The 19348-nt window shown below is 66.8% G+C and carries 21 protein-coding genes and 1 pseudogene; 12 read left to right on the top strand and 10 right to left on the bottom strand.

Annotation, left to right across the window (positions count from 1 at the left end; all coding sequences use genetic code 11):
• Positions 1 to 10 precede the first annotated feature (10 nt).
• Positions 11 to 846: pseudogene (locus tag H8F24_RS00215) on the bottom strand (MBL fold metallo-hydrolase).
• A 29-nt stretch (positions 847 to 875) separates the two neighbouring features.
• Positions 876 to 1016: a hypothetical protein gene (locus H8F24_RS00210; RefSeq protein WP_197156636.1), complete on the bottom strand. Its 141-nt coding sequence runs from the start codon at positions 1014 to 1016 to the stop codon at positions 876 to 878.
• 137 nt (positions 1017 to 1153) lie between these two features.
• Between H8F24_RS00210 and H8F24_RS00205 the strand changes: the two genes are divergently transcribed.
• Positions 1154 to 2905, top strand: coding sequence for an NAD(P)/FAD-dependent oxidoreductase (locus H8F24_RS00205; protein WP_197170523.1), 1752 nt, complete (start codon positions 1154 to 1156; stop codon positions 2903 to 2905).
• A gap of 3 nt (positions 2906 to 2908) precedes the next feature.
• Here the strand turns inward: H8F24_RS00205 and pgeF are convergent, their stop codons facing one another.
• From pgeF to H8F24_RS00190, 3 genes are read right to left on the bottom strand one after another with little or no spacing between them, the layout of a single operon-like run.
• Positions 2909 to 3721, bottom strand: coding sequence for a peptidoglycan editing factor PgeF (pgeF, locus tag H8F24_RS00200; protein WP_197170522.1), 813 nt, complete (start codon positions 3719 to 3721; stop codon positions 2909 to 2911).
• Between the two features lie 14 nt (positions 3722 to 3735).
• Positions 3736 to 4653 (bottom strand): Tab2/Atab2 family RNA-binding protein, encoded by a 918-nt coding sequence (locus H8F24_RS00195; RefSeq protein ID WP_197170521.1) that lies wholly within the window; start codon positions 4651 to 4653, stop codon positions 3736 to 3738.
• A complete protein-coding gene (locus tag H8F24_RS00190; RefSeq protein ID WP_197156631.1) occupies positions 4650 to 5969 on the bottom strand; it encodes a S1 RNA-binding domain-containing protein in 1320 nt (439 codons plus the stop codon). The genes H8F24_RS00195 and H8F24_RS00190 overlap by 4 nt, the downstream gene beginning before the upstream one ends.
• Before the next feature lie 51 nt (positions 5970 to 6020).
• On the opposite strand from H8F24_RS00190, the gene H8F24_RS00185 reads away from it, so the two are divergent.
• The 6 genes from H8F24_RS00185 (at position 6021) to folE (ending at position 11289) form a co-directional block, all read left to right on the top strand.
• A complete protein-coding gene (locus H8F24_RS00185; protein WP_197170520.1) occupies positions 6021 to 6854 on the top strand; it encodes a creatininase family protein in 834 nt (277 codons plus the stop codon).
• A gap of 18 nt (positions 6855 to 6872) precedes the next feature.
• Positions 6873 to 7613: an aldehyde oxygenase (deformylating) gene (locus tag H8F24_RS00180; RefSeq protein WP_231597987.1), complete on the top strand. Its 741-nt coding sequence runs from the start codon at positions 6873 to 6875 to the stop codon at positions 7611 to 7613.
• Between the two features lie 95 nt (positions 7614 to 7708).
• A complete protein-coding gene (locus tag H8F24_RS00175) occupies positions 7709 to 8779 on the top strand; it encodes a long-chain acyl-[acyl-carrier-protein] reductase (protein WP_197171879.1) in 1071 nt (356 codons plus the stop codon).
• Between the two features lie 26 nt (positions 8780 to 8805).
• On the top strand, positions 8806 to 9798 hold the full coding sequence (locus tag H8F24_RS00170) for an acetyl-CoA carboxylase carboxyltransferase subunit alpha (protein ID WP_197170519.1): 993 nt from the start codon (positions 8806 to 8808) through the stop codon (positions 9796 to 9798).
• Positions 9799 to 9822: 24 nt separating this feature from the next.
• Positions 9823 to 10533, top strand: coding sequence for an SDR family oxidoreductase (locus H8F24_RS00165; RefSeq protein ID WP_197170518.1), 711 nt, complete (start codon positions 9823 to 9825; stop codon positions 10531 to 10533).
• Positions 10534 to 10542: 9 nt separating this feature from the next.
• Positions 10543 to 11289, top strand: coding sequence for a GTP cyclohydrolase I (folE, locus tag H8F24_RS00160; protein ID WP_197170517.1), 747 nt, complete (start codon positions 10543 to 10545; stop codon positions 11287 to 11289).
• Between the two features lie 135 nt (positions 11290 to 11424).
• Here folE and H8F24_RS00155 read toward each other — a convergent pair whose 3' ends face one another.
• The gene (locus H8F24_RS00155) at positions 11425 to 12015 is read right to left on the bottom strand and encodes a hypothetical protein (protein WP_231597986.1); all 591 of its coding nucleotides are present in this window, start codon (positions 12013 to 12015) and stop codon (positions 11425 to 11427) included.
• Positions 12016 to 12067: 52 nt separating this feature from the next.
• Positions 12068 to 12757 carry a phosphoribosylanthranilate isomerase gene (locus tag H8F24_RS00150; RefSeq protein WP_197170516.1) on the bottom strand — a complete coding sequence of 230 codons (690 nt, stop codon included), beginning with the start codon at positions 12755 to 12757 and terminating at the stop codon, positions 12068 to 12070.
• Positions 12758 to 12852: 95 nt separating this feature from the next.
• Between H8F24_RS00150 and H8F24_RS00145 the strand changes: the two genes are divergently transcribed.
• The gene (locus tag H8F24_RS00145) at positions 12853 to 14097 is read left to right on the top strand and encodes a site-2 protease family protein (protein WP_197170515.1); all 1245 of its coding nucleotides are present in this window, start codon (positions 12853 to 12855) and stop codon (positions 14095 to 14097) included.
• On the opposite strand, the gene H8F24_RS00140 is transcribed toward H8F24_RS00145, so the two are convergent.
• A complete protein-coding gene (locus H8F24_RS00140) occupies positions 14040 to 14873 on the bottom strand; it encodes a lipoate--protein ligase family protein (protein WP_197170514.1) in 834 nt (277 codons plus the stop codon). The two genes, H8F24_RS00145 and H8F24_RS00140, sit on opposite strands and share 58 nt — an antisense overlap.
• 19 nt (positions 14874 to 14892) lie before the next feature.
• On the opposite strand from H8F24_RS00140, the gene H8F24_RS00135 reads away from it, so the two are divergent.
• Positions 14893 to 15654 (top strand): sulfite exporter TauE/SafE family protein, encoded by a 762-nt coding sequence (locus H8F24_RS00135; RefSeq protein WP_197170513.1) that lies wholly within the window; start codon positions 14893 to 14895, stop codon positions 15652 to 15654.
• A 16-nt stretch (positions 15655 to 15670) separates the two neighbouring features.
• Here H8F24_RS00135 and H8F24_RS00130 read toward each other — a convergent pair whose 3' ends face one another.
• Positions 15671 to 16183, bottom strand: coding sequence for a CRR6 family NdhI maturation factor (locus H8F24_RS00130; RefSeq protein ID WP_197156614.1), 513 nt, complete (start codon positions 16181 to 16183; stop codon positions 15671 to 15673).
• An 89-nt stretch (positions 16184 to 16272) separates the two neighbouring features.
• Here H8F24_RS00130 and psaM point away from each other — a divergent pair, with 89 nt between their 5' ends.
• From psaM to H8F24_RS00115, 3 genes are all read left to right on the top strand, one after another.
• Positions 16273 to 16377, top strand: coding sequence for a photosystem I reaction center subunit XII (psaM, locus tag H8F24_RS00125; protein WP_197156612.1), 105 nt, complete (start codon positions 16273 to 16275; stop codon positions 16375 to 16377).
• A 221-nt stretch (positions 16378 to 16598) separates the two neighbouring features.
• Positions 16599 to 17027 (top strand): hypothetical protein, encoded by a 429-nt coding sequence (locus H8F24_RS00120; protein ID WP_231597985.1) that lies wholly within the window; start codon positions 16599 to 16601, stop codon positions 17025 to 17027.
• Between the two features lie 24 nt (positions 17028 to 17051).
• Positions 17052 to 18032, top strand: a complete 981-nt coding sequence (locus H8F24_RS00115) for a protochlorophyllide reductase (protein WP_197156610.1) — start codon at positions 17052 to 17054, stop codon at positions 18030 to 18032.
• 258 nt (positions 18033 to 18290) lie between these two features.
• Here H8F24_RS00115 and bchL read toward each other — a convergent pair whose 3' ends face one another.
• Complete coding sequence (gene bchL, locus H8F24_RS00110; RefSeq protein WP_231598341.1) at positions 18291 to 19214, bottom strand: ferredoxin:protochlorophyllide reductase (ATP-dependent) iron-sulfur ATP-binding protein; 924 nt, start codon at positions 19212 to 19214, stop codon at positions 18291 to 18293.
• Between the last annotated feature and the right edge of the window lie 134 nt (positions 19215 to 19348).

Below are 19348 nucleotides of genomic sequence, written 5' to 3'. Positions count from 1 at the left end.
GCTTGAACCCTCAGACCGGCGTTGTGGTTGCGCAGCCCGACAGCACATACCGTTCGCCGGGCACGGGATCAATGAGCCGGCAACGCTCTGGGCCGGTCTCGCCCATGGAGCCGCTCGAGCTCCCTCCGCTCGCGGTCGTGGCGCTCACCGTCGCGGCGCCTACGACGGCGGCGGCCTGCTCGGTGGAGCCTTTCTGCCAGAGGATCTGGCTGAGCCAGCCCTGGAAGCGCACGTCGCCGCCGGCGGTGCTGGCCAGCACCACGCCGGTTGCAGCCGCTCCAGCAGCTGGGGCAGCACCTGGGCGCCCTTCACGAAGGCTCCGGCCAGGGGGAGGCCCAGATCCACCACCGGTGTGATCGCCACATCCACCGGGCCCCGGGGCGCCGTGGCGGGATCCGTGGCCAGAAAGCCGTGGGGCTCCAGGTAGATGGACCCGGCGGGATGCACCAGGCGGTAGCCGTTCTCCACCTGGGGCACCGGTGCCCCGGCCGTGGCCTGGATCTGCAGGGGGCCATGGCTGTGCTCCTGACCCGGGCTGACGGCCGTCACCCGCGTGAAACCCAGGGCCCGGGCCCTGGCGGCGGCACTGCTGGAGCCCACCACCGGCAGCTGGCGATCCAGCAGCGACAGGGAGGCCGGATGGCAGTGGTCGGGGAGGCCCTGGGTGAGCAGGAGCAGATCCAGACCCTCCGGCACGGGCCAGGGGTGGGGCAGTTCGCCGCGGAAGAACCAGTCGCCGGGGGGAAAGCGCAGGGGGCCGGTGAGCCAGGGATCGACCAGCACCCGCAGCCCCTCGAACTCCAGCAGCCAGCCGTTGGCGCCGAAATAGGTGGCATGCAGGGTCATCGGGTTGGGGCGCGGCGAAGGGCCGGACCCTAGACCCGTTGCAGCCGCAGAGGAGGCTGGGGATGGGGCGCCGCGATCCAGAGTCTCCAGACCAACAGGGCATGAGCGCCGCCCCGGAGGGCTGAAAGCACCGCCAGGGCAACGCAGAGGGGGCAGTGGGTGAGACCCATGGCGGAATCCGTAGCCGTTGGGCTCGATCAGCCCTTCCACCCTTGCATTGATTGAGGTGTGCTGCTGCTGCTGCTGCTGCATTGCAACAGCGACCCTGCGCTGGCCTACAAGAGGGCAGGCCCGTGAATCTCCAGCCGTGCTGCGCCTGAGTGAGCTGAAGCTGCCGCTGGATCACAGTGAGGCCGATCTGCAGCTCGCGATCTGCCGGCGCCTGCGGATTCCGCCCGGGCAGCTGCTGCAGCACCGACTGGTGAAGCGCAGTGTCGATGCCCGGCGCCGCGCCGCGATTGCGCTGGTCTACAGCCTGGATCTGGTCCTGGACCTGGATGCGCGGGCCGAACAACGGCTGCTGCAGCGGTTTTGTGGCGATCCCCATCTGCGCCCCACCCCTGACACCACCTATCGCTTCCCGCTGGAGCCGCTGCGGGCGGAGCGATCAGACTCCGGCGCGGCGGCTCCTGAGGCATCGGCACTGGGCCGGCGCCCGCTGGTGGTGGGAGCCGGTCCCTGCGGCTACTTCGCGGCTCTGCTGCTGGCCCAGATGGGTCTGCGGCCGCTGCTGCTCGAGCGCGGTCGGCCGGTGAAGCAGCGCACGGCCGACACCTTCGGCTTCTGGCGGGGGCAGCGTCCCTTCGATCCGGAGTCGAATGCCCAGTTCGGCGAAGGCGGAGCCGGCACCTTTTCCGACGGCAAGCTCTACAGCCAGGTGAGTGAACCGCAGGCCTATGTGCGCAAGGTGCTCGAGGAGCTGGTGGCCGCCGGCGCCAACCCCGAGATCCTCACCCTGCACCACCCCCACATCGGCACCTTCAAGCTGGCCACGGTGGTGCGCGGCCTGCGGGCCCGGATCGAAGCGCTGGGCGGTGAGGTGCGCTTCGAGGCGCGGGTGGAGGAGCTGCTGCTGGAGGGGGCCGATCGGCGGGTGCGGGGGGTGCGGCTGGCCGGTGGCGAGACGATCGCCGCCGATCAGGTGGTGCTGGCTCTGGGCCACAGCGCCCGCGACACCTTCGCCGCCCTGCATCGGCAGGGGGTGGTGATGGCCCCCAAGCCCTTCGCGATCGGCCTGCGGATCGAACATCCCCAGCCCCTGATCGATCGGGCTCGCTGGGGGGAGGCTGCCGGCCATCCTCGGCTGGGGCCGGCGGAGTACAAGCTGGTGCATCACTGCGCCGGGCCCACCACCACGGGCCGCAGCGTCTACAGCTTCTGCATGTGTCCGGGGGGGCTGGTGGTGGGGGCCACCTCCGAACCGGGGTGCGTGGTGACCAATGGCATGAGCCAGCATTCCCGCAATGAGCGCAATGCCAACAGCGGCCTGGTGGTGACCGTGGAGCCGGCGGATCTGGCTCCCTATGGCACAAGCCCCGACGATCCCCTGGCCGGGGTGGCCTTCCAGCGTCACTGGGAGGAGCGGGCCTTCAGGGCCGGTGGCGGCGACTACCGGGCGCCGGCCCAGTGGGTCGGGGATTTCCTGGCGGGACAGACCAGCCAGGCGGCGCCGCAGCAGACGGGGCCTGGCGATCCCAGCGCCTCCCCGCCGTCGGTGGCGGCGTCCTATCTGCCCGGCGTGCGGCTCGGATCGCTCGAGTCCTGTCTGCCGCCGGTGGTGCTGGATGCCTTGCGGGAGGCGCTGCCCGCCTTTGAGCGGCGCCTGCCCGGCTACACGATGGCCGGCGCCCTGCTCACGGGCGTCGAGACCCGCACGTCCTCGCCGCTGCGCATTCCCCGTGATCCGCTCAGCCGCGAGAGCCTCAACACGCCGGGGCTCTATCCGGCCGGGGAAGGGGCGGGCTATGCGGGCGGCATCCTCTCGGCCGCGATCGACGGCATTCAGGTGGCCGAGGCGGTGGCCCTCTCCCGGTTGTCGGGTCCGCCGGACAGCGACTGATCCTCAGCCCTGCGCCACGATGCCGCTCCACTGCACCGCCTTCACCTGATCGCGGCGCCAGGAATGGAGCAGATCCACTTCGCTGGCGGTGCAGAGCGGGCAGACCGCGATTCGCTCCCTGGCGATCCCGGCCCGCTCGAGTTGCTGCACCGTGGCAGCGCGGATGTCGAGTCGATGGCGCCCTGGCTCGGGATCCTCCAGCAGGGCGCCGGAGTGCCGCAGGCTCTCGATCAGGCTGGCGTCCGCCAACCCTGGTGAAGGCTCTAGGCTGCGGGCCACCGCCGTGACCACGGCATGGTCCACCTGATACCGGGGCCCACTGATGGCCGGTCCGAGGGCCGCCCGCAGGTCCTGGCGGCGGCTGCCGTTGCGCTCCAGGGCCTCGATCGCCGCTGGCACGATCCGGCCCGCCACCCCGCGCCAGCCGGCATGGCAGGCCGCGGTCCGGCCGCTGCCTGGATCGGCCAGCAACACCGGTGTGCAATCGGCGCCGCAGACCCAGAGGCTCTGGCCACCCGCATCGCTGCAGAGGCCATCGGCATCCGGCCAGGGATCCGTCCTCGCCGCGGAGGCGGCGACCACCTCCGCCCCATGCACCTGGCGGGTCCGATGGATGCTGACACCGGCGCTCAGATAGCCGGCCAGAACCTCGGGGCCGCGGCCCTGCCACTGCCGGGTGAAGAAGCCGTGCTCAAAGCCGTCGAGCAGATCGGCCTGCAGGTAGTAGCCGCCGTAACAGCCCACCCAGGTCCAGCCGGCCAGGTCGTTGAAGCCCGCATCGGGGCGCTGAAACGGGGGCGGAACGTGTTCGGCCATGGCGAAGCGACGCCTCAGGCGTCCGGCAGATCCCGCAGCAGCCAGAAGCCCTGAAAGCGCGGTTCGGTCTCGCTGCTCTGAACGGCCAGGAACTGCAGCCCCCCCGCTTGTGCACGGGCGGCGGCGAAAGCGGCGGCAGACGCCCTGGCTTCCTCGGCTGGCAGCCGGGCCAGCAACCAGCGATCCTCGAGGCCCGCCTCCAGCACCAGCTGATCGCCGCTGATCTCCAGTCTGACCGGCTCCAGCCCGGCGAACCAGGCGGCCAGGGCCAGGGAGCGGTGGCGGCTGAACAGACGCACACCGGGAATCGGGGTTTCGTCAGCCAGGTTGTCGGGGCGGCGGATCAGCCCGGCGAAGTCGATGTCCCAGCCCGCAGCCTCAGCGATGGCTGCTGCCGGCAGGCTGGCCCAGCTCCAGCTGTCGCCGCGGGCCGCTTCCGGCAGGGGAATGGCCACCGGCTGGATCGGTACCGGCGGGGGTGCCAGGGGGCCAGCCATGTAGCCCTCCTCGGCGGGATACACGATGGCCTGACGCTCCTGCAGCCACTCCACCAGGGCGTAACAGCGGCGGCTCGGCACCAGTTCCACCCCCAGGCCCTCAGCAGCCCGCTGCACCATCGTGCGCATCGAGGCTCGCCAGCAGCGCAGCCGACGGGGTGGATCCAGACCTTGGTCGGTGGCCTCGGCCAGAGCCTCTTCGATGGCCTGTTTCAGCCAGATCGAGTTCACGCTGTTGGACGGACAGGTGCGATGCCAGCGGAAGGGCAGACCGGTGTCGGTCGCTTCAGGCGTGGCACAGATCAGCAGCTCCCAGCGTTTCTTGCCGTCGGCTTCGAGGATCGGGCGGGAATAAAAGTCGAGCTCCCAGTCCGGGGCGGATCGGGCGGTCTCGATCGGTGCCGCGGGCTGGGCAGAGGCGGTCGATCCGCTCATCCGGCGTTCTGCTCCTGCTGGCGCAGCACGGATCGCGCCCGATTGGCGCGGTCGGTGGCCTCGGCCATCACTTTGTCCTTTTCAATCAACAGCTCACCGGGCTGGCCCTCCAGCAGGGCGGTGTTCAGGGCGATCCGTCCGCGGCCCGGATCCAGGTCTGTGATCAGGGCCTTCACCCGGTCGCCCTGATCGAACACCTCGCGCAGGTCGCGCATCTGGCCACCGGTGATGGAGGAGTGGTGCAGCAGGCCGCTGACGCCACCGAGGTCGACAAACAGGCCATAGGGCTTCACCGCCACGACCTGACCCTCCACCAGCTGGCCGATCTCCAGGGCGGCGAACCTCGCGGCGGAAGCGGCCTTCTTCTCGGAAAGCACCAGCTTGCGGGTCTCGGGGTTGACCTCCAGGAACGCGGCGCCGATGGTCTTGCCCACCAGGGCCTCGTGGTTCTCGCCTTCGTTGAGCTGGGACCGGGGAATGAAGCCCCGCAGGCCCTCCAGGTCGCAGGTGACGCCACCACGGTTGAAGCCGTTCACCTTCACCTGCACCACCTGGCCATCCTTCTCCAGCTGGCGCACCTTGTCCCAGCTCTGGCGCAGGGCGAGGGCGCGGGCACTCACGGTCACCATGCCGTCGGCATTCTGCTCGCGGGTGACCAGCACTTCGACCTCAGCCCCCTTGGGGAAGCGTTCCTTGAGGTTGGTGATCACCCCGAGGCCGCATTCGTTCTTCGGCATGAAGCCCGGCGCCTTGCCGCCAATGTCCACATACACCCCATCGCTCTCCAGAGCGATGACCACGCCACGCACCACTTCACCGGTCGTCCCGACCGGCTCGTTCTCGTCGAGGGCCGCGAGGAAGGCCTCCTCGTCGAAGTCGAAGTCGTCAACCGTGCGGCTGGGCTGAGTGGGCCGATCACCACTGGCATCGGAACCGGGTCGTCCCTGGCCGATGGAGCGGGCAGACCCGGACCCGCCGCTCGGGCGGCGGCGCTGGCTGGAGTCGGGCCCCAGCAGATCGGCCATGGTGAGCCCCTCGAGCTCTCCCATGCCGAACAGGTCATCGTCGCTGCGGGCGGGCCGCTGCTGCGTTGGGGCCGCCTGAGGCTGGGCCGTGGTGGCGTCGTTCCGGACCGGCGGCGCCAGTGGAGCAGCAGCGTCCTGCGCAACAGCGTCCGGGGCGGCTTGCTCCTCCTTCTTGAGCATCAACACCTGGGGCAGCTTGCGCACTGGTGCGCCTGCCTGGGGCCTGGACGCTCCCGGCGGAACGGGGCGCTGGGAGGGCGTGCGCGGCGAGGGGCTGCCGGTTCCGGCCATGTCCACAGTGCTTGCGAGAGCAACACACTGTAGGCACCCTGCCTCTATCCCATGGAGCGACGCCTGGAGCGACTGAGCTGGCCGGCCCTGCAGGCAGCGGCATCCCGACCCGGCAGCACCGTGGTCTGGCCCTTCGGTGCGATCGAGCAGCACGGCCCCCATTTGCCTCTGGGCACCGATGCCCTCTTTGCCGAGAAGGTGCTGGAGGCGGTGCTGGAGGGTTGGGCCCGTCAAGGCCCTGACGAGCCCGCCTGGCCCCTGTGGCGGTTACCGGTGCAGGCGATCGGCTTCTCGCCGGAGCATCAGGGCTTTGCCGGCACCCTCAGCCTCGATGCGGAAACCCTGATCGCCATGGTCCAGGCCGTGGGCCGCGATCTGGCGGCGGCGGGCTTTCGCCGGCTGGTGCTGTTCAACGGCCATGGCGGTCAGATCGCCCTGCTGCAGGTGGCGGCCCGGCAGCTGCGGGCCGCCCATCCGGCCCTGGCGGTGTTGCCCTGCTTCCTCTGGAGCGGGCCGGAAGGCATCGCTGACCTGATCCCGGAACCGGAACGGTCCCAGGGGCTGCATGCCGCCCTGGCCGAAACCAGCCTGATGCTGCATCTGGCCCCCTCCCTGGTGGGGCCGCTGCCGCCTGCTGATGGTCTGCCGTCCCAGGCGCCTCCCACGGGCTGGAGCCTGGAAGGGGCCGCCCCTTCCGCCTGGCTCAGCCGTGATCTGAGCCGGTCCGGCGTGATCGGCGATCCGGGTGAGGCCAGCGGCGAGCTGGGCCAGGAGCTGTTCGAGCGATTGGTGGCCGGTTGGCGGAGCCGCTTCGAGGCGCTGCTGGCCAGTGACTGGCCCCCCGGAAGCCCAGGGGGTGACTACAGTCCAGGCCAGCATCCCTAAGTCGAAAGCGAGGTCGCCATGTCCCCACTCCCCAGTGCCGTTGAGTCTGCTGCGCCCGACCTGGCGCCCACAACGGTGGCCGAGGGGGGGCTGCCCGATTTCCAGAGTTCCAGTTACAAAGATGCCTACAGCCGCATCAACGCGATTGTGATCGAGGGTGAGCAGGAAGCCCACGACAACTACATTTCGCTCGGCAGCCTGTTGCCCGATCAGGCCGAGGAGTTGTCCCGCCTGGCCCGGATGGAGCTGAAGCACATGAAGGGCTTCACGGCCTGTGCCAATAATCTCGGTGTGACGGCTGACATGCCCTTTGCCAAGGAGTTCTTTGCGCCGCTGCATGGCAACTTCCAGGCGGCACTGGCCGAAGGCAAGGTGGTCACCTGTCTGCTGATTCAGGCCATCCTGATCGAAGCCTTTGCGATCTCGGCCTATCACATCTATATCCCGGTGGCCGATCCGTTCGCGCGCAAAATCACCGAAGGTGTGGTCAAAGACGAGTACACCCACCTCAACTACGGTCAGGAGTGGCTCAAGGCCAATCTTGAAGCTTCCCGTCAGGAGCTGGAGCAGGCCAACCGCGAGAATCTGCCCCTGGTGCGCAAGATGCTCGAACAGGTGGCTGGGGATGCTGCCGTTCTGCAGATGGAAAAGGAAGATCTGATGGCCGATTTCCTCAGCTCGTACCAGGAGGCCCTGATGGATATCGGCTTCACCGGCCGTGAGATCGCCAAGCTTGCTGCCGCTGCTCTGGTGGGCTGAGGCCTGGCCAAGGCGCAGGGCCTGAGAATGCCCATGGCAAGATGTGGCGCGCGTCCAGGGGGCGCGCCTTTGTCCTAGTAGCGACGGAAGACCTGATGTTCGGCCTGATCGGTCACTCCACCAGTTTTGAGGAGGCCAGAATCAAGGCCAGGTCCCTGGGCTACGACGAGTACGCCGATGGCGACCTCGACATGTGGTGCGCCGCTCCTCCTCAGCTGGTGGAGGAGGTGACGGTCACCAGTGCCACCGGCAAGACCATCCGAGGCGCCTACATCGATTCGGTGTTCGTTCCGGAAATGCTGCGGCGCTTCAAAACGGCGAAGCGGAAGGTGCTCAAGGCCATGGAACTGGCCCAGAAAAGTGGGATTGACATCACGGCCCTGGGAGGCTTCACATCAATCATTTTCGAAGATCTCAATCTTCTGCGCGAAGAGCGGGTCAGTGCGGTGCAGCTGGATTGGCAGCGCTTCACCACCGGCAACACCCATACGGCCTGGGTGATCTGCCGGCAGGTGGAGATCAACGCTCCCCGGCTGGGCATGGATCTGGCCACGGCCAAGGTGGCGGTGGTCGGTGCCAGTGGCGACATCGGCAGTGCGGTCTGCCGCTGGTTGCAGCGACGCGGCGTGGGTGACTTGCTGCTGGTGGCACGACGGCCCCAGCCATTGGTGGACCTCCAGGAGAGCCTCGGCAGCGGCCGGATTCTGCCGTTGGATCAGGCCCTGAGCGAAGCCGACGTGGTGGTGTGGGTGGCGAGCCTGCCCCAGAGCCTGCAGATCGATACGGCAACGCTGCGCAAGCCCTGCCTGATGATCGATGGCGGCTACCCCAAGAACCTCGACAGTCGCGCGGCGGCTGAGGGGGTGCATGTGCTCAAGGGGGGCATCGTCGAGTTCTGGCAGGACATCGGTTGGCAGATGATGGAAGTGGCGGAGATGGCCAGACCTCAGCGTCAGATGTTCGCCTGTTTCGCTGAGGCGATGCTGCTCGATTTCGAAGACATCCATACGAACTTCAGCTGGGGTCGCAACAACATCACCCTTGAGGCCATGGACCTGATTGGCGCTGCTTCCCTCCGCCATGGCTTTTCAGCCCTCGCCTTGGACTCGGATCAGGCCCCCGAATCCGCTGACCCCACCGCCGCCCCCGCCCTGGCTTCGGCCTGAATTCCTTCTCCTCCTTTCCGATCGCCATGGCCCGCCGCGCCCTGCTGGACTTCGAAAAACCCCTGGTGGAGCTCGAGGAACAGATCGACCAGATTCGCCAGTTGGCGCGGGATTCCGAGGTGGATGTGAGCCAGCAGCTCCTGCAGCTGGAAACCCTGGCCACCCGTCGCCGCGAGGAGATCTTTCTGGCGCTCACTCCGGCCCAGAAGATTCAGGTGGCGCGCCATCCCCAGCGGCCCAGCAGCCTCGATTACATCCAGCTGATCACCGACGAGTGGATTGAGCTCCATGGCGATCGGCGTGGCTCCGACGACAAGGCTCTTGTGGGCGGAGTGGGCCGCATCGGCGATCGGGCCGTGCTGCTGATCGGCCATCAGAAGGGGCGTGACACCAAGGAGAACGTGGCTCGCAACTTCGGCATGGCCTCGCCGGGTGGCTATCGCAAGGCGATGCGGCTGATGGAGCACGCCGATCGCTTCCGGCTGCCGATCCTCTGTTTCATCGACACGCCCGGGGCCTATGCCGGCGTGCTGGCCGAGGAGCAGGGGCAGGGCGAGGCGATTGCGGTCAACCTGCGTGAGATGTTCCGCCTGCGGGTGCCGATCGTGGCCACCGTGATTGGTGAGGGCGGCTCCGGTGGAGCCCTGGGCATCGGGGTGGCGGATCGGCTGCTGATGTTCGAGCACAGCGTCTACACGGTGGCCAGTCCCGAGGCCTGTGCCTCGATTCTCTGGCGCGATGCCGCCAAGGCACCGGCAGCGGCCGAGGCCCTCAAGATCACGGGGCCCGATCTGCTGCGGCTTGACATCATCGATCGGGTGCTGCATGAGCCCTCGGGTGGGAATCACTGGGCACCGCTGCAGGCTGCCGCCACGCTCAAGGGCGCCCTGCTGGAGTCGCTCGAGGAGCTGTCCAGCCTGTCTGAGCACGACCTGCTGGAGCAGCGCTACGCCAAGTACCGGGCCATGGGCCGGTATGAGGCGGCTTCCCCTACCCCAGAGGCCGTCGCTCCTGTTTAGGGTCTGAAGGAACGCGCGAGCACCTTGGTTGCTGCTCTGATCACGGGTGCCTCCAGAGGGATCGGCGCAGCGGCCGCCCGCAAGCTGGCGGCCAACGGCTATGACCTGCTCCTGCTGGCGCGCTCCCTGTCGGACCTTGAGACCCTGGCCGATCAACTCCGTCCCCTGGGTCGAACCGTTGAGGTGGCCGCCATCGACCTGGCGGATGCCGCTGCCATCCCCGTCGGGCTGGATCAGCTCTGCAGCCGGGGCCTTCTGCCACAGCTGGTGATCAACAATGCCGGCGTCGCCTACACCGGCGCCCTGGCCTCGATGCCTCTGTCGCAGTGGCAGTGGCTGTTTCAGCTCAACGTCACCAGCGTTTTTCAGGTGTGTCAGGCCGTTCTGCCGCACCTGCGTGCCGCCGGCCGTGGTCACATCATCAATGTGAGCAGCCATGCCGCCCAACAGGCCTTCCCGGACTGGGGCGCCTACTGCGCCAGCAAGGCGGCACTGGTTTCGTTCAGCCGTTGTCTGGCTGTCGAGGAACGCACCCACGGGATTCGAGTGAGCACGCTCACTCTGGGTGCAGTCAATTCAAGCCTTTGGGATAGCGAAACCGTCCACAGTGACTTTGACCGGCGTGCCATGCTTGATCCCGAGCAAGCGGCCGATGCACTGCTGTTTCTGGCTCAACAACCCGCCACCCAGGTGGTTGAAGACCTCACGCTCATGCCGGCCGCCGGCGCTCTCTAACCCTCTTTCATGACCTCCACCCTCCCCTCCCGCTTTTCAACCGGTGCCATGGCGACGCCTGAGGCTGCTCCCCTGCCGGCGAGCCACCGTATCCGTGAGCGGCTGCGGGAAGCTGGTGTCTCCTTCCTCGCCAACGACAACATCTCCGCCTATCTCGGCGAGGGTGAACTTGACCAGCTCGAGATTGAGGTGGCAGGCAAGGTGCGCGATCTGCTGCGCAGTCTGGTGATTGACATCGAAAATGATCACAACACCGAAGAGACGGCCGAGCGGGTCGCCCGTATGTATCTTCACGAAGTCTTCAAAGGGCGCTATCACGAGCAGCCCAAGATTGCCAGTTTCCCCAATGTGAAGAAGCTGGATGAAATTTATACGGTTGGCCCCATTTCCGTGCGTTCAGCCTGTTCGCACCATCTCGTGCCGATTCTCGGCAACTGCTGGATTGGAATCAAGCCGGGTGACCGCGTGATCGGGCTTTCCAAATTCTCTCGTGTCGCCGACTGGGTCTTCTCCCGTCCCCATATCCAGGAAGAGGCCGTGATGATTCTGGCCGATGAGATTGAGCGGCTCTGTGAGCCCCAGGGATTGGCGATTCTGGTGAAGGCTCAGCACTATTGCATGAAATGGCGCGGCGTCAAGGAACCCCAGACCAGCATGGTCAATTCCGTGGTGCGTGGCGATTTCCGCCTCGATCCCAGTCTCAAGCAGGAGTTCTTCGAACTCGTGAAACAGCAGGAAGCCGTTCTGTCCACCTGAAATGGGCTTGGGTTGTCAACGGGACGGATGTGGAACAGGGTCTCGGCTGAGCAGGATCCACGTCCCCCAGCAGACCAAGACCACCGTCTCAACGGAACGGATCACTGAGCCTTAATCATGGATCTGCTGGCTAGTTCAGGGGGTGATTGAGGGTCTGGCCACGCCGATCGGTCCCACGGGTGCTGAGGCCAGGCGCCTGGTTCCGTTCGGTGTCTCGCTCACCAACACCACCATCACCTCATAGGCCAGATCGTTGGTGGTGGGCTGGTAGCTGGGGCCTGAAGCCTCAGCAATCAGCTCCCAGTGGTTGCGGCCTGGCGCCAGTCGGTACCAGTGGTACTGGCTGGCGGCGAGGGCCGCTTGGCCATCGGCCACGATCGTGGCCTGCAGCAGCGAGCCCACCCGAGCCTCTCCCTGGAGCTCCAGCCGTCGCAGCCCATCGATCTGCTGCTCCACCGCCCCCTCCAGCTGCTGGTCAGCCCCGATCTCGCCCCGCAGGATCCGGATCTGCTGTTGCGGTGTTCCCGTTACTCCCGGCACGCACTGCAGGGCGCCCTCAATCAGCTGGCAGCCGACCAGATCCTGGGCTTTCAGCGCCGCCGGGCCGCCCAGGGGCAGGGCGGTGGCCAGGATCAGGCCAGCAAGCTGACGCATGCGGGCACGCTGCCACAGGCCCATGGCCCTGGCAGGGCGAGCCTGAGACGCGGAAGAGAGGGGGATCGGCACGGGCGGCGGCAACCGGCGGGAGTCCTGATCCTGCCGCCGCGGCGGCGATTCGTCAGCCGATCGGTGCGGCAGTCCTGGCGCTGGCTGGCCTGGTCCCCTCGCCCTTCACCAGCCGCACCAGGGCCGCCACCCGGGCGAGATCCTTGTCTCCGGGGCTGAGTTCCACGCGGCTGGAGGCGTCGAGGCCATCGGGGCTGAGCGTCTCCAGCACCGCGCCGACGCTCTCCGGCCCGATGCCCCCGGCCAACCACCAGGGCAGGGAGGGGCGGAACTCCTGAAGCCACTGCAGCGGGATGGCGCGGCCCGTGCCGCCCAGCTGTCCTTCCACCCAGGCATCGAGCAGCAGGGCGTCCACCACCTCGGTGTAGGCCTGCGCTTTCACCAGGTCGTCTGCCGACCCGATCCGCAGGGCTTTCCAGAGCTGAACCCCCGCGCCCAGCCGCTGCCGCAGGTCGCGGCAGCGAGCCACCGATTCACTGCCGTGCAGTTGCACCACGCGGTGACCGCCCTCACCCAGTTCCGCCAGACGGTCGTCGCCCGGATCGGCCACCACCAGCACGCCGCGGCAGAGCGGGTTGGCGGTCTGCATGGCAGCGAACAGCGCCGGACGTCGCTCGGCCGCCAGAAACCGGGGTGAACGCTCCACGGCGATCACGCCGATCGCATCGACGCCCAGGGCCGCCACGGCCGAGGCCTGGTCCGGCTGCCGCAGGCCGCAGATCTTGAGCTGGGGGCGGGCCATCCGGGGCGGGCGGTGCAGGAGCCTTTCTAGGATTGGAACCAATCTTCCTTGGGTCCGGCCTGAGGCTCTTGAACGCGGCGGCTGTGGGTGAAGGCTTGAGCAACGGCTGGCAAATCCTGCGGATCCGGGGCATTCCGCTGCGGATCCACCCCAGCTGGTTTGTGATTCTGATGGTGGCCACGGTGGCGTTCCAGCAGCACTACGCCATGGCCTCCGGGGAGACGGGGGGAAGCTTTGCCACCTGGTCCGTGGGCCTGCTCACGGCCGTGCTGCTGTTCGTCTCGGTGCTGCTGCACGAGCTGGGACATGCCCTGGTGGCCCTCAATCAGGGGGTGCGGGTGAACGCGATCACCCTGTTCCTGCTTGGCGGAGTGGCAAGCGTGGAGCGGGAGTGTTCCACAGCCCGCGGTGCCCTGCTGGTGGCGGCGGCGGGCCCGGCCGTCAGCCTGGTCCTGGGCGTCACCTTGCTCTCCCTTCAGCACGGAGCAGCCCATCTCGCCCCCCTGCTCGGCGAGATGGTCCAGGAGCTCGGGATCCTCAACCTGGTGCTGGCTTTGTTCAACCTGCTGCCCGGTCTGCCCCTGGATGGTGGCCTGATCCTCAAGGCCCTGGTCTGGCAGGTCACGGGCAGCCAGCGCCGCGGTGTGGAGGTGGCGATGGCCTCCGGCCGTTTCCTCTCTTTCCTCGCCGTGGGTCTGGGCACCGTGCTGTTGCTGCGTGGCGGTGGCATCTCGGGTGCCTGGCTGATCCTGCTCGGCTGGTTTGGTCTGGGAGCTGCCCGCAACCAGCGCCAGATGCTGGCTCTGCAGCAGGCGCTCAAGGATCTGCGGGTGAGGGATGCGGCCCAGCGCCGCTTCCGGGTGCTGGAGTCGTCCGACAGCCTGCGCCAGCTCAGCCAGCTACGCCTCAGCCAGGACAAGGGTCCGAGCGACTGGGTGCTGGTGTGCGATCGGGGCCGTTGGTGCGGTGTGATCGATGACGACCCCCTGCAGACCCTGCCGGTTCAGCGCTGGGACACCGAGCGCATCGCCGATCACCTCAAACCGCTGGCTTCGTTGCCCTCGATCGGTGAGGGTGATGCGTTGTGGCAGGCGGCCCTGCGCCTGGAGGATGGTCCAGAGTCCCGTCTGCTGGTGCTGAGTCCCGCCGGGCTGCCCAGCGGCACCCTCGAGCGCCCCGAACTGAGTGAGGCTGTGCTGGGGCGGTTGGGTGTGAAGCTGCCGGCACCCATGCTCGAGCTGGCGCGGCGCCAGGGCACCTATCCCCTCGGTCTGGCCCTCGGTCAGGTGGCGCGCTCAATGGTGGCTTCCGGGGAAGTGAGCGTCAGCCCTTCCCTGTAGCGCTGCAGCCGCCCCTCCACAGCGTTCCATTCGGTGTCGCTGAGCGGCTGGGGTTGCAGCACGACCGGAGCGCCCGGCAGGGCCGACCGGGCCGCGGTCAGCAGTTGTTGCCGGAGCGGATGGTGGGGATCCTCCACTCCCAGGTTGCTGCTGAGTCGTCCTGCCGGCGGCGGCGGCGGAGGTTCCCCGAAGATCTGCCGCCACAGCTCCGGCTCCGGCGTCACCAGGATGGCGCCGTGTTGCAGCAGCTGGCCGCGGCGCCAGAGCTGGGCGCTGCCGATCCGCTTGAATCCAGCGGCGTCCACCAGATCCGCCGCGGTGGCGCTGGCAAAGCAGTTCGGTGCATGGGCCCCCTGGGAGCCGCTTGACTCGTTGCCGAACTGGAGCGGCAGCCCCAGGGCGGCGAAGGCGTGCTGCAGCCAGCGGCAGGCCAGGCGGTAGGCCTCCAGGCGCTGGCCAGGGGGATCGGGCCAGATCAGGGCGTAGGTGAGATCGCCGCAGCCGTGCAGCACCGCCCGGCCGCCAGTGGGCCTGCGGACCAGGTCGATCAGGCCGTCCGCCGCCAGGGCCAGCCAGTGGGGCGGCAGACGCCGCTGGTGGTAGCCCAGCGACAGGGTGGGGCGGCTCCACCGGTAGAGACGCAGGGCCGGTTGGCCCTGATCGAGTATCCACTCATCGATCGCCATCTGCCAGGTTCCGGTGAGCGCCGAATCCGGCAGCAGGCGCCAGACCTGTGCTGTGCTGCCGTCCCGTACAGGATGCTGGGGCCCGTTCATCGCCTCAGGTGCCGCGCCGATGTCTTGGACCCTGCTGGCGCTGGTGCCCCTGGGCCTGCTGGCCGGGCTGCTCTCCGGCCTTCTGGGCATCGGTGGTGGGCTGATCTTTTCTCCGATTCTGCTGCTGATCGGCCTTGAGCCCCATCAGGCTCTGGCCACCAGCAGCCTGGCGATCGTTCCCACCACCCTGGCTGGCACATGGACCCATCTGCGCAGCGGTCAGCTGCCCCGCAGCGGTGGCGTCGCCATTGCCGCCGGCGCTGCCATCAGTGCGGCCCTGTTCAGCCGTCTGGGTCAGGGCCTGGAGGGCTGGATGCTGCTCGGCCTTCAGGCGCTGATGTATCTGCTGCTGGCGATCACGATCGAGCCGAAGGAGGCATCAGCAACCCATGACTCTCGACCTCTGCCTCTGGCCGGCCTGACCTCGGTGGGTGGCGTCGCCGGTCTGGCCGGTGGCCTGCTGGGTGTGGGGGGCGGCCTGATCATGGTGCCGCTGATGGTGAAAGCTCTGCAGGTGCCGATCCGTCTGGCGATCCGGTTCAGCACCCTGGGAGTGCTGGTGTCGTCCAGTGCGGCCTCGGTGGCGTTCCTGCAGGACGGCCGCGGCCAGCTTGTTCTTGCCGTGCTGCTGGGGGGAACGGCAGCCCTGGCGGCCCAGTGGTCGGCAGGCCAGTTGAACCGTTTCAGCGAGAGCTCTCTGGCCTGGATGCTGCGTGGCCTGGCCCTGCTGCTGGCGATCGACAGCAGCCGCCGCGCCGTGATGCTGCTGCTGGCCGGCTGAATCGGGCCCAACGGCCTCAGTTCTCACCCATCGGGGGGGAGGGGAGGGACTGCCAGAAGCCTGGATCCAGCTCGAAGCCGAGCACGGCGGCCATCTGGCTCAGGCTCTGACGGCAGTGCAGGCCGGCGGCACCGGCCCAGTCGTCCAGCAGAAAGAGGCGATGGGTGATCCACAGATCGAGGCTTTCCGGCGCGAAGCGGAGCCCCTCGTTGCGGCTGAAGCCATGGGGCAGCAGCATCGCCACGTGGCGGATCAGGTCGCCGTCCCTGCGGTCCAGCAGCAGCGTCAGCCAGGGGCAGAGGGCATCGGCGCGAAGGCTCCAGAGACGTAACTCAGGGATTTCCGAGAGTTCCCGGGGGTCATCGTCGGCGCGGGGCCAGTCGTAGGAGAGGCGGAGCTTGCCTGTGCCGGCCAGCAGCTCGGCCGGGCTGAGCCGGCGCCACGGTTCCAGGGGGCTGAGGTCGAGGCGGCGGAGGCTTTCGGCCGGAATCCGCACGAGCCAGTCTTCGGAGGCGGGTGGGGTGGCCATCAAGAGCTGTGACAGCGCGGCGAAGAAGGCTGGACCGTAGCGAGCCGGCGGCAAAGAATGGTGCCGATTCCGTTCATGCTCCCCCAACCATGGTTTCAACCCTGAACCAGGCCGAAATCCTGATCGCTTTGGTGGTGGCCGCCCACGCCGGCGTCCTGGCCGTCCGTCTTTGCTTCAGCCTGTACAAGGCCTGATTCGGCGCTGAATCTGGGTGGGGGATTGGCATCCTTTCCTCCGCCTGCTACAAGCAAGTCAGTTCGACAGCGGCCCTGAGGGCCCGATGCCCGTGCCTGCCCCCCGTCGTTCCCGTTCTTCCCCGCAGCAGCGGCGTGCAGAGTCCCGTGGCACAGTCCGGGCTGGCTCAGGCGATCGCCGGTCCAGCCCCGTTGGACGAGCGCTCACGCAAGCCCGTCCGTTGCGGGCCGTCGATCCTGATCCGAGTGGGCTTGCCAGCCCGGTCATTGCAAGCGTCACCGCATTACCGGCCCCCAGCCTGAGTGAGGAGCAGAAGGAGTCGCTCTGCAGTGTCATCGGTCTGGTGGTGAAAATCGGTCTGGTGTCGGTGGTCGGAGTCAGCTTGGTGCGTCTGGCAGCGGCCTATCAGGACCGCATGGAACGGCAGGGTGAACTGGCCGCTGTTCTTGATATCGAGAAAGCCAAACTTCACCGGGCTCGCGAACGTTTCGATCAGCTCTTCAGCGTCGACGGAGAGCAGCGCCTCATCCGGGAGCAGGATCAGTGGATTGCTCCCAATCGCCTGCGGATCGTCTGGCAGTCCCCCGCCGCGTTTCCTTCTGTTGAGCAGCCTTCCGGCACCAAGCCTGCCGTCAGCCCGGTTCCTTAGGTTGTCAGGCGCCTGCTCGCCCGCATGATGGCCCTACCCGCCGCCGCCCCCGGAACGGTCCTGATCACCGGTACGACCTCGGGGGTCGGTCTCAACGCCGTCAAGGCCCTCGTTGATCGAGGCTGGATCGTGGTGACAGCCAATCGCGACCCCGTTCGGGCCGCTGCCGCCAGCGACTCCCTCGGCATTCCCGCCGACCGGCTCCACCATCTGCGCATTGATCTGGGCGATCTCGAGAGTGTGCGGGTCGGCGTTGAGGCGCTGGTGGCATCTCTGGAGCAACCGCTGGATGCCCTGGTGATCAATGCGGCTGTTTACAAGCCGCGTCTGAAAGAGCCCGAACGCTCACCTCAGGGTTATGAGCTCTCGATGGCCACCAACCATCTTGGTCATTTTCTGTTGATTCAGTTGCTGCTTGAGGATCTGCAGCGCTCCACCCATCCCTCCCGCCGGGTGGTGGTGCTGGGCACCGTCACCGCCAACTCCAAGGAGTTGGGTGGCAAGATCCCGATCCCCGCCCCTGCCGATCTGGGCGACCTCTCCGGCTTCGAACTCGGCTTCAAGGCTCCGATCAGTATGGCCAGCGGCAAGCCCTTCAAGCCGGGCAAGGCCTATAAAGACAGCAAGCTCTGCAACATGATCACCACCCAGGAGCTGCACCGCCGCCTCAATGCCTCCACGGGAATCGTGTTCAGCTCTCTCTACCCGGGCTGCGTCGCTGACACACCCCTGTTCCGCAATACACCGAAGCTGTTTCAGAAGATCTTCCCCTGGTTCCAGAAGAACATCACCGGTGGCTACGTGAGTCAGCAGTTGGCCGGTGACCGGGTGGCACAGGTGGTGGCGGAACCCGAATTCGCCGTTTCGGGAGTGCACTGGAGCTGGGGCAATCGCCAGAAGCGTGGTGGCAAGCAGTTCAGCCAGGAACTCTCCTACAAGGCCAGCAATCCAGTCACTGCCCAGAAGATGTGGGAGTATTCGATGGACCTGGTGGGTCTGGGCTGAGGCCTGATTAGCGGCCTGCTCAATCCTGCGCAGGCCTAGCACGATTCCTCCTTTCAACGGAAGGAATCAAGATCTGTCCGGATTGAAGATCCAATCAGCACAAATCAATGGCTAGAATCAATGCCTTGCTAGAGTAAAGTCTCGGCCGGAATCAGTGTCTGTTCAATATTGATGGCCATCCACTGTTGACATCCGGATGACATCAACCACCGCCATCTGCTGAAGATGGCGGTGGTTGACCGCAATGGACGACGAACGTCAGTCGAAGCCGAGCAGATCGAAGATCTCGCGATCCTTGAGCGACTCAGCCTCCAAAGGCTCGACATTGTCGAGCATCCGTTGGGCGAGGTTGAGATATTCCTGCTGAACGGCTTCCACCTCGGGGGTGGCTTCCATCTCAAAAATGGTGCACTTTTTCAAGCGGGAGCGACGGATCGCGTCGAGATCAGGAAAGTGAGCCATGGTGCGCATGCCGACGCGATCATTGAAGCGATCGATCTGGTCGGTGTCCTTGCTGCGGTTGGCTACCACGCCGCCCAGTCGAACCTTGTAGTTCTTCGCCTTGGCCTGAATGGCGGCAATGATCCGATTCATCGCAAAGATGGAATCAAAATCGTTGGCGGTCACGATCAGGCAGTAGTGGGCGTGCTGCAGCGGGGCCGCAAAGCCACCGCAGACCACGTCGCCCAGCACATCGAAGATCACTACATCGGTGTCTTCAAGCAGGTGATGCTCCTTGAGCAGTTTCACGGTCTGCCCGGTCACATAACCACCACAGCCGGTGCCGGCGGGTGGACCACCCGACTCGACGCACATGACGCCGTTATAACCTTCAAAAACAAAGTCGTTCGGCTGGAGTTCCTCAGTATGGAAATCCACCGTTTCGAGAATATCGATCACCGTGGGCACCATCTGCTTGGTGAGCGTGAAGGTGCTGTCGTGCTTGGGATCGCAGCCGATCTGCAGCACGCGTTTGCCCAGCTTCGAAAAGGCGGCCGACAGATTGGAGGACGTGGTGGATTTGCCGATGCCTCCCTTGCCGTAGACGGCAATCACCAGGGCTCCTTCTTCAATGCGCATGCCTGGGTCCTGATGGACCTGCACGCTGCCTTCGCCATCGGCATGCTGGCGGCTGTGGCTGCCGGCGTTCTGGGTTGCGGGTTTCGCAAGGGTGCTGGTCATGCGGATGTCGATCCTGAAATCTCCGGCGGCGATGGGCCCACTCCTGCCGCCGACGGAAGGAAGGACTGCAACGGCCACCACAGCCATCCAAGGTCAGCGCGATCACCTTGTCAGCGGGATCGCGTAAACCGCAA

The sequence above is a fragment of the Synechococcus sp. CBW1002 genome (assembly GCF_015840915.1).
Classification (GTDB): domain Bacteria; phylum Cyanobacteriota; class Cyanobacteriia; order PCC-6307; family Cyanobiaceae; genus CBW1002.
The sequence above is the reverse complement of the archived record's forward strand: the minus strand, read 5'-3'. Positions and strand labels throughout refer to the sequence as shown.

Bases quoted from the DNA above. Each gene is read 5' to 3' on its own strand.
- H8F24_RS00210 (WP_197156636.1), bottom strand. From the start codon at position 1,016: ATGGGTCTCACCCACTGCCCCCTCTGCGTTGCCCTGGCGGTGCTTTCA.
- pgeF (WP_197170522.1), bottom strand. From the start codon at position 3,721: ATGGCCGAACACGTTCCGCCCCCGTTTCAGCGCCCCGATGCGGGCTTC.
- H8F24_RS00195 (WP_197170521.1), bottom strand. From the start codon at position 4,653: ATGAGCGGATCGACCGCCTCTGCCCAGCCCGCGGCACCGATCGAGACC.
- H8F24_RS00190 (WP_197156631.1), bottom strand. From the start codon at position 5,969: ATGGCCGGAACCGGCAGCCCCTCGCCGCGCACGCCCTCCCAGCGCCCC.
- H8F24_RS00185 (WP_197170520.1), top strand. From the start codon at position 6,021: ATGGAGCGACGCCTGGAGCGACTGAGCTGGCCGGCCCTGCAGGCAGCG.
- H8F24_RS00180 (WP_231597987.1), top strand. From the start codon at position 6,873: ATGTCCCCACTCCCCAGTGCCGTTGAGTCTGCTGCGCCCGACCTGGCG.
- H8F24_RS00175 (WP_197171879.1), top strand. From the start codon at position 7,709: ATGTTCGGCCTGATCGGTCACTCCACCAGTTTTGAGGAGGCCAGAATC.
- H8F24_RS00170 (WP_197170519.1), top strand. From the start codon at position 8,806: ATGGCCCGCCGCGCCCTGCTGGACTTCGAAAAACCCCTGGTGGAGCTC.
- folE (WP_197170517.1), top strand. From the start codon at position 10,543: ATGACCTCCACCCTCCCCTCCCGCTTTTCAACCGGTGCCATGGCGACG.
- H8F24_RS00150 (WP_197170516.1), bottom strand. From the start codon at position 12,757: ATGGCCCGCCCCCAGCTCAAGATCTGCGGCCTGCGGCAGCCGGACCAG.
- H8F24_RS00140 (WP_197170514.1), bottom strand. From the start codon at position 14,873: ATGAACGGGCCCCAGCATCCTGTACGGGACGGCAGCACAGCACAGGTC.
- H8F24_RS00135 (WP_197170513.1), top strand. From the start codon at position 14,893: ATGTCTTGGACCCTGCTGGCGCTGGTGCCCCTGGGCCTGCTGGCCGGG.
- H8F24_RS00130 (WP_197156614.1), bottom strand. From the start codon at position 16,183: ATGGCCACCCCACCCGCCTCCGAAGACTGGCTCGTGCGGATTCCGGCC.
- psaM (WP_197156612.1), top strand. From the start codon at position 16,273: ATGGTTTCAACCCTGAACCAGGCCGAAATCCTGATCGCTTTGGTGGTG.
- H8F24_RS00115 (WP_197156610.1), top strand. From the start codon at position 17,052: ATGATGGCCCTACCCGCCGCCGCCCCCGGAACGGTCCTGATCACCGGT.
- bchL (WP_231598341.1), bottom strand. From the start codon at position 19,214: ATGACCAGCACCCTTGCGAAACCCGCAACCCAGAACGCCGGCAGCCAC.